Origin of the sequence: Acinetobacter sp. HZNU-JH01 (assembly GCF_037996845.1) — a bacterium.
In the GTDB taxonomy this organism is placed as follows: Bacteria; Pseudomonadota; Gammaproteobacteria; order Pseudomonadales; family Moraxellaceae; genus Acinetobacter; species Acinetobacter haemolyticus.
This window is the reverse complement of sequence record NZ_JBBMZX010000001.1, coordinates 1015594-1028003: the sequence shown is the minus strand read 5'-3', so window position 1 is coordinate 1028003 and position 12410 is coordinate 1015594. Positions and strand designations below refer to the sequence as shown.

At 39.7% G+C, this 12410-nt stretch carries 12 protein-coding genes; 9 read left to right on the top strand and 3 right to left on the bottom strand.

Going from position 1 to position 12410, the window contains the following annotated elements:
* Nucleotides 1–116 precede the first annotated feature (116 nt).
* The 9 genes from AAC851_RS04870 (at nt 117) to rimI (ending at nt 9691) form a co-directional block, all read left to right on the top strand.
* On the top strand, nt 117–1454 hold the full coding sequence (locus tag AAC851_RS04870; RefSeq protein ID WP_340600589.1) for an EcsC family protein: 1338 nt from the start codon (nt 117–119) through the stop codon (nt 1452–1454).
* Between the two features lie 172 nt (nt 1455–1626).
* Nucleotides 1627–2001 (top strand): 30S ribosomal protein S12, encoded by a 375-nt coding sequence (gene rpsL / locus AAC851_RS04865; RefSeq protein ID WP_004638184.1) that lies wholly within the window; start codon nt 1627–1629, stop codon nt 1999–2001.
* Nucleotides 2002–2161: 160 nt separating this feature from the next.
* The gene (gene rpsG, locus AAC851_RS04860; protein ID WP_004638185.1) at nt 2162–2632 is read left to right on the top strand and encodes a 30S ribosomal protein S7; all 471 of its coding nucleotides are present in this window, start codon (nt 2162–2164) and stop codon (nt 2630–2632) included.
* Nucleotides 2633–2809: 177 nt separating this feature from the next.
* Complete coding sequence (gene fusA / locus AAC851_RS04855; RefSeq protein ID WP_004638187.1) at nt 2810–4948, top strand: elongation factor G; 2139 nt, start codon at nt 2810–2812, stop codon at nt 4946–4948.
* Nucleotides 4949–5040: 92 nt separating this feature from the next.
* Nucleotides 5041–6231 carry an elongation factor Tu gene (gene tuf / locus AAC851_RS04850; RefSeq protein WP_005081540.1) on the top strand — a complete coding sequence of 397 codons (1191 nt, stop codon included), beginning with the start codon at nt 5041–5043 and terminating at the stop codon, nt 6229–6231.
* A 56-nt stretch (nt 6232–6287) separates the two neighbouring features.
* Nucleotides 6288–6995, top strand: coding sequence for a hypothetical protein (locus tag AAC851_RS04845; protein ID WP_125501778.1), 708 nt, complete (start codon nt 6288–6290; stop codon nt 6993–6995).
* A 169-nt stretch (nt 6996–7164) separates the two neighbouring features.
* Nucleotides 7165–8046 (top strand): metal-dependent hydrolase, encoded by an 882-nt coding sequence (locus AAC851_RS04840; RefSeq protein WP_004642138.1) that lies wholly within the window; start codon nt 7165–7167, stop codon nt 8044–8046.
* A gap of 206 nt (nt 8047–8252) precedes the next feature.
* Entirely contained in the window at nt 8253–9137 is an 885-nt protein-coding gene (locus tag AAC851_RS04835; RefSeq protein ID WP_004638188.1) for a metal-dependent hydrolase, read from the top strand.
* Nucleotides 9138–9229: 92 nt separating this feature from the next.
* Nucleotides 9230–9691 (top strand): ribosomal protein S18-alanine N-acetyltransferase, encoded by a 462-nt coding sequence (gene rimI / locus AAC851_RS04830; RefSeq protein ID WP_213069908.1) that lies wholly within the window; start codon nt 9230–9232, stop codon nt 9689–9691.
* On the opposite strand, the gene AAC851_RS04825 is transcribed toward rimI, so the two are convergent.
* The 3 genes from AAC851_RS04825 to trxB all read right to left on the bottom strand — a co-directional run bounded on the left by AAC851_RS04825 (nt 9677) and on the right by trxB (nt 12296).
* The gene (locus tag AAC851_RS04825; protein WP_340600588.1) at nt 9677–10492 is read right to left on the bottom strand and encodes an arginyltransferase; all 816 of its coding nucleotides are present in this window, start codon (nt 10490–10492) and stop codon (nt 9677–9679) included. The genes rimI and AAC851_RS04825 overlap by 15 nt on opposite strands.
* Nucleotides 10493–10520: 28 nt before the next feature.
* Entirely contained in the window at nt 10521–11252 is a 732-nt protein-coding gene (gene aat, locus AAC851_RS04820) for a leucyl/phenylalanyl-tRNA--protein transferase (protein WP_340600587.1), read from the bottom strand.
* Between the two features lie 93 nt (nt 11253–11345).
* Complete coding sequence (trxB, locus tag AAC851_RS04815; protein ID WP_340600586.1) at nt 11346–12296, bottom strand: thioredoxin-disulfide reductase; 951 nt, start codon at nt 12294–12296, stop codon at nt 11346–11348.
* Between the last annotated feature and the right edge of the window lie 114 nt (nt 12297–12410).

The window sequence follows — 12410 nt, the reverse complement described above, 5'->3', positions numbered from 1 at the left end:
AGATCCACTATCTGTCGACAAAAGGTAATGAAAGTATACAGATAAAAGTTGAGATAAATCTGTATTCAACCTAGTATTTACCTAGAGATGCACACAATATACAACAGAGGTACTTGATGACAAAATCTAAAAACAAACCAGCTTCAGGTTTATTTGCACAAGCCTTTGGAGTGGCTAAAAAGCTCAGTTCGGAATTACAAAAACTTCAAGTTGCCCCAACGACATCTGGTGGTGAGCATGCTCATGCAGCCAATATCATTGAGGGGAGCGCACGTATAAAAAGTCCATTTGAAGTAGAAAAGTATGAAAGTCCTCAGCAGATGTTGCGTCAACAATTGCCTAAATTTTCACATCAGTTGTTAGGTCGCCACTACGCAAAGGTGAATAATGTGGCTTCTTTTGTGTCACCAGATTTAGGTGAAAAAGTTTCAGACTATTTATTTCAATGGTTAAATGAGTTTAGTTCCAATAGTTCATTGACTGAGAAAATCTTAGATGAGGCTGGCGTAACAGATATTATGGAACTTACCAAAGATACAGGGCGTTCGCAGCGTTTAAGCCAAGCACTGATCGAACAAAATAAGCTGTTGGCTGCTGCTCAAGGTGCGGTGACTGGTGCAACAGGTGTTTGGGGCGCTGCAATAGATATTCCTGCATCTTTTGTTTTGGCATTGAGAACTATTTATCAAACAGGTCGTTCACACGGTTTCGATTTAACAGATGAAGTTGATCAGGATGTTGTAGCATTTGTTTTTAAAGAAATTGATTTAGGGTTGGTTGCAGAAAAGCAAACACTTTTACTTGCTTTGAAAGCTTTGAAATCAATGTTAGAAACCCATGATTTGCAGCAATTCCAACAGCTTCTAGGATCAAACAACGATATTGAATTGGTGAAGCAATGGTTGGTTGATGATCAAGGTCAATTTAAATGGGGATGGCTAAATCGTATTCCTCAGGTTTCGATGGTGGGGAAACTAACGCCAATTGCTGGTGCGGCATTGGGTGGTTTTTATAGCTGGAAGCTACTAGAAGATGTTGGACATAAGTCACAATCAATTTTTGGAGCAGCGCGTTTTTATTTAAATGAACATCCAAATGAACAAATTTCGGCATTGGAGGCTTATTTCAAAGCTGAAGCTCTACTTCGCAAGGAACCATCGAAATATTTAAATCAAGCCGAAAATACGGTGTTAAAAACAGATGATTTGAAGAATGATGTGATTACCCACGTCGCTGTGCAGTTGAAACACGATGTATTGCCTGAACAAAATGACGACAAAGTTAGTGATGGTTTACAGCAACTTGCTGAGCAATATGTTGAAGAGCATGAGCACACTGAACAACAGCCTGCCTTGAAGTCTGAGGAAGTAGAAGAATTTGTGGCTGAAACGCAGGAATCAACAACTGAGCAACAAACTATAGACATAGAGCCAGCTTCAACCAAACATAGCTGATTCGGTCTTTACTTGCTGTTTACATCGAAGCAACGTTTTAAACAAACAATGGTCAACAATGCAGCTTATTGCATTGTTGACCATTGTTGCATCTTGGCTTACAATTATGTGCCCTTGAAAAGAGGTGTTTTTTCTTTTTTTCGAGGTTGTTTAATAACGGGAGAATTGCCAAATGGCAACAACAAATCAGTTGATCCGTAAGGGTCGTACAACTTTGATTGAAAAATCAAAAGTTCCTGCGTTGAAGGCTTGTCCACAACGTCGTGGTGTATGTACACGTGTATATACGACTACTCCTAAAAAACCTAACTCAGCAATGCGTAAGGTTTGCCGTGTTCGCTTAACTTCTGGTTTTGAAGTATCTAGCTACATCGGTGGTGAAGGTCATAACTTACAAGAGCACAGTGTTGTTCTTATCCGTGGTGGTCGTGTTAAAGACTTACCAGGTGTACGTTACCATACCGTTCGTGGTTCTTTAGACTGTGCTGGCGTGAAAGATCGTAACCAGTCACGTTCTAAATACGGTGCGAAACGTCCTAAGAAGTAATTCTAGGCAACTTGCCCAAGCAACCCTTTAGCGTTTCGCTTGTTTGAATTCTTCATAGATTTGTAATTCAAGCGACGTATAGTAAGGCCAGCGTCATGTGCATGACACTTGTACAAACTGCTGGATTATCCTGAAGTGTCATAATATTAGGTGTATTAAAATGCCAAGACGTCGCGTAGTCGCTGCTCGTGAGATCCTTCCAGATCCAAAATTTAGCAGCCAAACAATCGCTAAATTCATGAACCACGTAATGCAAGATGGTAAAAAATCTGTTGCTGAAGGTATCGTTTACGGTGCTTTAGAACGTGTTCAAGAAAAAAATAAAGTAGACCCAGTTGAATTTTTCGAGACTACTCTTGAAAAAGTTCGTCCTATGGTTGAAGTAAAAGCACGCCGTGTTGGTGGTGCTACTTACCAAGTACCTATGGAAGTACGCCCATCCCGTCGTACTGCCTTAGCTATGCGTTGGTTAGTAGATGCTGCTGCTAAGCGTTCTGAAAAAACGATGGCTTTACGTCTTGCTGGTGAGTTGCTTGATGCAGCTGAAGGTAAAGGTGCAGCAATCAAAAAACGTGAAGACGTGCATCGTATGGCTGAAGCCAACAAAGCCTTCTCTCACTACCGTTTCTAAGCGGATAAAACAGTCCCTAATCAGGAGAGTATTCATGCGTACCGCTGCTCGATTCAACATCGCTCTTTACCAAAGTGGGGGCTTTGCGGGTATTTAAGTTGTCTGCTTGGATATTCGTGCGCATCAATATAATTGGTGCGTCCTGTTTTAAATATAACATTTAGGAATGTAGACATCATGGCTCGCCAAACCCCTATTACTCGTTACCGTAACATCGGTATTTCTGCGCACATTGACGCAGGTAAAACAACTACAACTGAACGTATTTTGTTCTACACAGGTGTATCTCACAAAATTGGTGAAGTACACGACGGTGCAGCAACAATGGACTGGATGGAACAAGAGCAAGAACGTGGTATTACCATTACTTCTGCTGCTACGACTTGTTTCTGGTCTGGTATGGCTAACCAATTTGACCAACACCGTATCAACGTAATTGATACACCGGGACACGTAGACTTCACAATCGAAGTTGAACGTTCTATGCGTGTTCTTGATGGCGCGTGCATGGTTTACTGTGCAGTTGGTGGTGTACAGCCTCAGTCTGAAACTGTATGGCGTCAAGCAAACAAATATAAAGTGCCTCGTTTAGCATTCGTGAACAAGATGGACCGTACTGGTGCAAACTTCTTCCGTGCTGTTGAACAAGTTAAAACTCGTTTGGGCGGTAACCCTGTTCCAATCGTTGTGCCAATCGGTGCTGAAGACACATTCCAAGGTGTTGTTGACCTTATCGAGATGAAAGCGATTATCTGGGATGAAGCATCTCAAGGTATGAAGTTTGAATACGGTGAGATTCCAGCTGACCTCGTTGATACTGCTAACGAATGGCGTACTAACATGGTTGAAGCGGCTGCTGAAGCTTCAGAAGAGTTAATGGACAAGTACCTAGAAGAAGGTGATCTTTCTAAAGAAGACATCATCGCTGGTTTACGTGCTCGTACATTAGCATCTGAGATTCAAGTGATGCTTTGTGGTTCTGCGTTCAAAAACAAAGGTGTTCAACGTATGTTGGATGCTGTGATTGAATTCTTACCATCACCGACTGAAGTTAAAGCAATCGAAGGTATTCTTGACGATAAAGCTGAAACTAAAGCATCTCGTGAAGCATCTGACGAAGCACCGTTCTCTGCACTTGCGTTCAAAATTATGAACGATAAGTTCGTAGGTAACTTAACATTCGTACGTGTTTATTCTGGTGTTCTTAAACAAGGCGATCCAGTTTATAACCCAGTTAAGTCTAAGCGTGAACGTATCGGTCGTATCGTGCAAATGCACGCGAACGAACGTCAAGATCTTGATGAAATCCGTGCAGGTGATATCGCAGCGTGTGTAGGTCTTAAAGACGTAACTACTGGTGATACATTATGTGATGAGAAAAACATCATTACTCTTGAGCGTATGGAATTCCCTGAGCCAGTAATTTCATTGGCTGTTGAACCAAAAACTAAAGCTGACCAAGAAAAAATGTCGATTGCTTTAGGTCGTTTGGCGAAAGAAGATCCATCGTTCCGCGTTCGTACAGATGAAGAATCTGGTCAAACAATTATTGCTGGTATGGGTGAGCTTCACCTTGACATCATTGTTGACCGTATGAAGCGTGAATTTGGTGTTGAAGCGAATATCGGTAAACCAATGGTTGCTTATCGTGAAACGATTAAGAAAACTATTGAGCAAGAAGGTAAATTCGTTCGTCAAACAGGTGGTAAAGGTAAATTCGGTCATGTATATGTTCGTTTAGAGCCACTTGATGTTGAAGCTGCTGGTAAAGAATACGAATTTGCTGAAGAAGTTGTAGGTGGTGTAGTACCTAAAGAATTCTTTGGTGCGGTTGATAAAGGTATTCAAGAGCGTATGAAGAATGGTGTCTTGGCTGGTTACCCAGTTGTAGGCGTTAAAGCTGTTCTTTATGATGGTTCTTACCACGATGTCGACTCTGATGAATTGTCGTTCAAAATGGCGGGTTCATACGCTTTCCGTGACGGTTTCATGAAAGCAGATCCGATCCTTCTTGAGCCAATCATGAAAGTTGAAGTTGAAACTCCAGAAGACTACATGGGCGATATCATGGGTGACTTAAACCGCCGTCGTGGTATGGTTCAAGGTATGGACGATCTTCCTGGTGGAACAAAAGCAATTAAAGCAGAAGTTCCATTGGCTGAGATGTTTGGTTACGCGACTCAAATGCGTTCTATGTCTCAAGGTCGTGCAACGTATTCTATGGAATTCGCTAAATACGCTGAAACTCCACGTAACGTGGCTGAAGGCATCATCGCTAAGTTCCAAGCTGGCGGTAAAAAAGGTGACGACGAGTAATCTTTCGATTACTATATTACCCAACTAAAATTTAGTTAAAAACCAAGTGCTCATGGGTGACCCTCATGAGCAGTTTATAAAGGAAGATCATCATGGCTAAAGCCAAGTTTGAACGTAACAAACCACACGTAAACGTGGGTACAATTGGTCACGTTGACCATGGTAAAACAACTTTAACTGCTGCGATTGCAACAATCTGTGCAAAAACTTACGGCGGTGAAGCGAAAGATTACTCGCAAATCGACTCTGCTCCTGAAGAAAAAGCACGTGGTATTACAATTAATACTTCACACGTAGAATACGATTCTCCAATCCGTCACTACGCTCACGTAGACTGCCCGGGCCACGCCGATTATGTTAAAAACATGATTACTGGTGCTGCTCAGATGGACGGCGCGATCCTTGTATGTGCTGCGACTGATGGTCCAATGCCACAAACTCGTGAACACATCCTTCTTTCACGTCAGGTTGGTGTACCGTACATCATCGTATTCTTGAACAAGTGTGACCTTGTTGATGATGAAGAATTACTTGAATTAGTAGAAATGGAAGTTCGTGAACTTCTTTCTACTTATGACTTCCCAGGTGATGATACTCCAGTAATCCGTGGTTCTGCGCTTAAAGCGTTAGAAGGTGATGCTGGTCAATACGGTGAGTCTTCAGTTCTTGCACTTGTTGAAGCGCTTGATTCTTATATTCCTGAGCCAGAGCGTGCGATCGACAAAGCATTCTTGATGCCAATCGAAGACGTATTCTCAATCTCTGGTCGTGGTACTGTAGTAACAGGCCGTGTTGAGTCTGGTATCGTTAAAGTCGGCGAAGAAGTTGAAATCGTTGGTATTAAAGATACAGTTAAAACAACTGTAACTGGCGTAGAAATGTTCCGTAAACTTCTTGACGAAGGCCGTGCGGGCGAGAACTGTGGTGTTCTTCTACGTGGTACTAAGCGTGAAGACGTACAACGTGGTCAAGTACTTGCTAAACCAGGTTCAATCAAGCCACACACTAAATTCGATGCGGAAGTATACGTACTTTCTAAAGAAGAAGGTGGTCGTCACACTCCATTCCTTAACGGTTACCGTCCACAGTTCTACTTCCGTACAACTGACGTAACTGGCGCGATCAAATTACAAGATGGCGTAGAAATGGTAATGCCTGGTGACAACGTAGAAATGTCAGTAGAGTTAATCCACCCGATCGCAATGGACCCAGGTCTACGTTTTGCGATCCGTGAAGGTGGTCGTACTGTAGGTGCTGGTGTTGTTGCGAAAGTAACTGCATAATTGCCCTAGAGTAATAAAAAAACACCCCTTTGGGGTGTTTTTTTATGAGAGAAAATATGAACACAATAAAATCCATACCAAATAAGAAATTAACGAATTTTTTGCGTATAGTTTATTTCTTTTATTTTACTTGTTTTATTAACGTCATCATCACTCTGCCAATAATTTTTTATAAATCAGAACAATGGCTTAAGTCATATCTTTTTTTGTTAATTATTATATCTTTTGGATTGAGTGCTTTAATTTGGTGGTATGTCTTTAAAGTGGCAACTTTAAAAAAGATATTTAAAAATCAAGTATGTAGCTATTCAATTGATGATTTGGGTTTTCATCATCATTTATTTGGTGGAGGGAAAAGATCAATTTTATTCGATCAATTAAATCATGACGTAAATAGATCAAATTATGATATCTATATTGTTAATTATTCCAAACTGCCAAGTTCACTTTATGTCTATATCAATAATGTAGATCTAAATAAAGTTGTTATAAAACAATTGTATTTTCAATTAGGTGGATTCGTTGGTGAATATGTAATTAAAAACTCTCATGAACTTGCTTGTGAATTCTTTAAGCGTTTACATCAACGGCGACCTGATATTACTGTCTCTCCTGAAATTTTCTATCGATTAAATATTCATCCTGAACACTTTAATTTCGATCATGATGTTTATCGTTTGAAAAAAAGAATCAGAATTTGGGCATTTGGAATAGCTACTATATTTTTGATTTGTATTTTTTTATTTATTTATTATAAGCATTAGTTTGCACATGTAGCTCAAATTGTAGGACGATTTTATTGAATAGTGTCCCAAACTGATACTTTGCTGTCCTTAACTGCACTTAATTGATTCATATAAAAACGTAATATAAAACTCAAGAAAATGAACAATAGAACTAAGTGGAGTGCTCCACTTAAAAGGAGTTGGCAGCATGAATGCTAAAGTGAATATTTCTAATCGTGCAGGTGCAAGTTTTCCAGTCCGTCGTATGAATTTTGACTTCGATCAAGTCCCTGAATATTGGATGAATGGTTCAGCAGGACTTACACATTTTATGACAGCATTATCTGCATTATTCCCAGATGGTGAAAAATTATTTATCGACGCTGTACGTGCTGTACGTTATCACCCAACAATTAAAGATAATGCGGAATTACAGAAAGAAATTAGTGCGTTTATTGGTCAAGAGGCGATGCATACGCAGGAGCATGTAAACTTCAATGCTTCTGCTCAAAAATACGGTCATGATGTACGATCTTTAGAACAGATTACTGGGCGTTATATTCAATTTGCGCTTAAAAACTTTTCTAAAGTTGTGAAGCCTTTTGGAATGACTAGAGAAATGGTTGATTTAACTGCAACCACAGCTTTAGAACATTTTACAGCTACGATTGCTTCTGAATTATTGCGTAATCAGCACATTCAAGACTTAATGACCGATGAAACCATGTCTTATATGTGGTTCTGGCATGCTGTTGAAGAAAATGAACATAAAGCAGTTGCTTATGATGTATATGAGGCAGTGTTTGGTAAAGGTCTTAAAGCTTATAGTTTACGTACTACGGCACTGGTTTTTGCGATGGCATTAATTTTTATTCTTCAATCATACTTCACTTTGCGTTTGCTTCAACAAGATAAGAAGTTGAATCTGAAAGAGCTTGGTATGATTTATAAATATGGTTATAGCCCATCAAAAGGAATTATTACAGGTATGGCGGGTGAAATGTTGGCTTATTTCAGACCTCGTTTTCATCCAAATGATTTAGATACAGTTCAATTACTTAAAGATTGGAAAGCAAAGTTAGGTCTGTAATTCAATTTTGAAATTACTTTGAGAGAAAGGGCGCAATATTGTTGCCCTTTTTTATACATGAAAATTAAATTTAAAATAAATTGTCTTAAATGACATGTCCTAAGATGATGCTTTTGTGACCTTATATGCACTTATTTCATGCATGTGAATCAGCGTATAACTATAAATAGATCATGATTATTCAAAAAATGTTTTAGGAGAACGGTATGAATGCTAAAGTCAATATTTCAAACCGAGCTGGTGCAAGCTTCCCTGTACGTCGAATGGATTTTGAATTTGGTGAAGTACCACGTTATTGGGCAAATGGTGATGCGGCATTGACACATTTTATGACCGCACTTTCTGCACTGTTCCCTGAAGGTGAACAATTCTTTGTGAATAGTACTCGCGCTGTTCGAAATGATCCTAAACTTGCTGATCCAAAATTACAAAAAGAAATCAGTGCATTTATTGGTCAAGAAGCGATGCACTCTAAAGAACATTTGGCTTTTAATGCATCAGCACAAGCCTATGGTTATGATGTACGAAAATTGGAAGCCCAGACTGGTAAAGTGATAGATACCGCAGCTACGATTATTTCAACTGTAATGAAACCGTTCGGTTTTACTAAAGAAATGATTGGTCTAACGGGGACATGTGCTTTAGAACATTTCACGTCTACGATCGCGGAAGAACTGTTGAGCAATCCAGATATTCAGGCAATGTTCCAAGATGAAACAATGTATCACCTTTGGATGTGGCATGCGGTAGAGGAAAATGAACATAAAGCTGTTGCCTTTGATGTGTACGAGGCAATGTATGGTCAAGGTGTTAAAGCTTATTTTATGCGCTCGTTAGCTTTGGTTATTGCGATGGGGCTTATCTTTATCACTCAATCCTATTTTACAGCGACATTACTCAAAACTGATGGTAAGTTGACATGGCGTGATACCAAATACATGTTGAAGTTTATGTATGGTTATAAAGGTTTTATGACACGTCAAATACCAACATTACTCGCATTCTTACGACCAAATTTCCATCCTAATGATGATGATACGACTGAACTGTTGAATAAATGGCGTGCGGAATTAGGTTTTAATCCGAACTAAAATGATGGGCAATTTAGATTGCCCATTTTTTTATTCAAATTTTGGTTTAAATTGCTGATAATCTGCATCAGTATTTTATAGAGTAATAAATCGTGATTCGATTGATGCAGGAAAGTGATCTAGAAAGCGTCTTCACCATTGAGCGTTTAGTGCAAACTCATCCATGGTCGAAGCAGCAATTCCAAGAATCTTTAGCTTCTTATCAATGTACGGTATATGAACAGGCGAATCAGATAGTCGGGTTCTGTATTTTGCAACCTGTGTTAGATGAAGCAAACTTATTATTGATGGCGATTCATCCAAGTCATCAGGGCAGAGGTCTTGGATACGAGTTGCTCGATTATTCTATCCAGCACTTAAAGAATGATCCGATTCAGATTTTTTTAGAAGTGCGTGAAAGTAACGCAGCGGCAATTCGTTTGTATGAAAAGTCCGGTTTTCATCAAATTGATTTACGTAAAAACTATTATCCAAATGTCGATGGTTCAAAAGAGCATGCCGTGATTATGGTCAAAACATGCACTGATGATTTTGCAGCTTTATTTAATAATTAAATTATTCCACTCAGAGGGTAGTGTACTCATCAAAGAGTTACCGAGTTGCTGGATTTCATTGTTTGCAAGAGGACGATTGAGTCGGCGCCACTGCCCATCGAGTAATAATTCGAGTGGCGTATATTGCGATTTATAATTCATCTTGGATGAGTGTGGTACCCAATAGCCTAAATAGAGATAATCAAGATTCAGCGTTTTGACATATTCGATTTGCTTAAGAATCGCAAATACGCCCAAGGAGCGACGTTGTTCATCTGGATCGAAGAAAGTATAAACTGCAGATAAACCATCATCCATCAAGTCACAGGTTGAAACACCAATTAATTTTTGATCTTTCCAGAGCTCAATGAAGAAGCTTTCTGTGCAGCTGTGCACTAGAAATTTTTCAAATTGATCTAAACTCGCAGGATACATGTCGCCATCAGCATGCCTTTCGTTAATATAACGTTCGTATAAATCATAATGCTGTTGTGTGGCCTGAGATGTTGGCAAAATGCTCATCTGTAAATCTTGATTGCGTTTCCAAGCTTTTTTTTGGCTACTGTTCATTTTAAATTCTTGAATTGGTACGCGACAAGATAAGCATTGGCGGCATAAATGACATTCAGGGCGATAAATAAAATCACCGCTACGGCGAAAACCGACACGTGAAAGTTCTGATAACGTCACCACATCAATGCGGTGAATGGGGTCCAAAAATACCATACGAGCTGATTTGTTATCGAGATAACTACAGTCGTGTGGTGGAGTAATGTAATACTGTAAGTCATTTAAAAGGGACTTGGGTTGATATGATTTCATGAATCTGTCCCTCCAAGGTGTTCATCCGTTAACCGTCTAATTTTTTAAAAACTGCTATTGTTTTACTTGAAAATACACGTTCTTGATAACTTTTCCAATTGATAGGGGGGGCAATAATTACATCTTGTAACGATTTTAGATAAGCTTGGCGAGAAATTGTACTCGCGCCTAGGCTTAAAAGGTGGTCATTGACTAGTTGACAGTCTATCCATGGCATGTGATTTTCTTGACCAATTAGCATCAAAGTGTAAAAAGCCATTTTAGAAACATCTGTTTGAGTGCTAAACATGGACTCACCAAAACAGCCTTTGCCAATACTTACACCATATAAACCACCAACAAGTTGCTCTTGCTGCCAAACTTCAACGCTATAGGCGTAACCTGCGTTAAACAATGCACAATAACCTTGAATGATATCTTCACTGATCCATGTTTCGTCTGCATAACTTCGTGGCAGTGAGCAGGAACGAATGACATCTTCGAAAGCATGATTAATGGTAATTTGATAATCATGCTTCTTCATATTGCGAAGGAGTGATTTACTTGGTTTATACGCATATGGCTCGATGATGCAACGAGGTTCTGGACTCCACCAACAAATGGGTTCGTCTTCATTAAACCAAGGAAACAAGCCATGTGTATAAGCTTCAAACAACGTAGCAGGGGAGAGGTCGGCACCAATACAGATGAGGCCTTGACCTTCAGGGTCAGCTTCAATGGGATTTGGAAAGATAAACTCAGATGGGGGAAGTTGTTGCATGATTGAAGTAAGTAAATAATGACATGCTTAAACTATCTGAATGAAGCAACGTTGACAATCAGTTAGATTGCCAACGAAGATGGAACGATGTGATTAGTTCAAATTGTCTAAATATTTTTCTGCATCTAATGCAGCCATACAGCCTGAACCTGCTGAAGTGATTGCTTGGCGATAGATACTATCTGCTACGTCACCAGCAGCAAAAACACCTTCAACTGAAGCCGCTGTTGCATTACCTGCCGTGCCACTATGCACTTGAATGTATCCATCTCTCAAGTTAAGTTGACCTTCAAACATACCTGTATTGGGCTTATGTCCAATCGCAACAAATAAACCTTGAACTGGAATATCTTGAGTGCTTGAATCTTGAGTCGATTTAATACGAACTGATGTTACACCAGTTTTATCACCGAGCACTTCATCAACTTGATGGTTCCAAATGATACTGATTTTGCCTTCTTTTTCTTTAGTAAAAAGATGATCTTGCAAAATCTTCTCAGAACGTAAGCTGTCACGACGGTGAACTAATGTTACGTGCGCAGCAATGTTAGATAGGTAAAGTGCTTCTTCAACAGCGGTGTTACCACCACCGACAACCATTACATTTTGGTTTTTATAGAAGAATCCATCACAAGTCGCACAAGCACTTACACCTTGACCCATAAAGGCAGCCTCAGACTCAAGACCTAAATATTGTGCAGTTGCTCCTGTTGCAATAATCAGCGCATCACATGTGTACTCTTCCATATCACCTTTTAAAACGAATGGGCGAGTTTTAAGGTCTACTTCATTGATATGATCATAGATAATCTCTGTACCGAAACGTTCAGCATGAGCCTGCATACGCTCCATGAGTACAGGGCCTGTTAATCCTTCTGGGTCTCCAGGCCAGTTATCAACTTCAGTGGTCGTTGTAAGTTGACCACCAAGCTGTAAACCAGCAATCAGAGTTGGTTTGAGGTTAGCGCGTGCTGCATATACAGCTGCACTATAACCAGCAGGACCAGAACCCAAAATAATTAACCGTGAGTGACGAGCGCTCATTAAAGAACATCCTTTTTATATTGAAACTGCTAAAATTATACGTGAAACCAAAGACGAGTGGGTTAAATCGATTAGGATAATATTGATTAACTTGATCGAATTGGGCTATATCAT

Coding starts and splice junctions, on each gene's coding strand:
- AAC851_RS04870 (WP_340600589.1), top strand. CDS start 117: ATGACAAAATCTAAAAACAAACCAGCTTCAGGTTTATTTGCACAAGCC.
- rpsL (WP_004638184.1), top strand. CDS start 1,627: ATGGCAACAACAAATCAGTTGATCCGTAAGGGTCGTACAACTTTGATT.
- rpsG (WP_004638185.1), top strand. CDS start 2,162: ATGCCAAGACGTCGCGTAGTCGCTGCTCGTGAGATCCTTCCAGATCCA.
- fusA (WP_004638187.1), top strand. CDS start 2,810: ATGGCTCGCCAAACCCCTATTACTCGTTACCGTAACATCGGTATTTCT.
- tuf (WP_005081540.1), top strand. CDS start 5,041: ATGGCTAAAGCCAAGTTTGAACGTAACAAACCACACGTAAACGTGGGT.
- AAC851_RS04845 (WP_125501778.1), top strand. CDS start 6,288: ATGAACACAATAAAATCCATACCAAATAAGAAATTAACGAATTTTTTG.
- AAC851_RS04840 (WP_004642138.1), top strand. CDS start 7,165: ATGAATGCTAAAGTGAATATTTCTAATCGTGCAGGTGCAAGTTTTCCA.
- AAC851_RS04835 (WP_004638188.1), top strand. CDS start 8,253: ATGAATGCTAAAGTCAATATTTCAAACCGAGCTGGTGCAAGCTTCCCT.
- AAC851_RS04825 (WP_340600588.1), bottom strand. CDS start 10,492: ATGAAATCATATCAACCCAAGTCCCTTTTAAATGACTTACAGTATTAC.
- aat (WP_340600587.1), bottom strand. CDS start 11,252: ATGCAACAACTTCCCCCATCTGAGTTTATCTTTCCAAATCCCATTGAA.
- trxB (WP_340600586.1), bottom strand. CDS start 12,296: ATGAGCGCTCGTCACTCACGGTTAATTATTTTGGGTTCTGGTCCTGCT.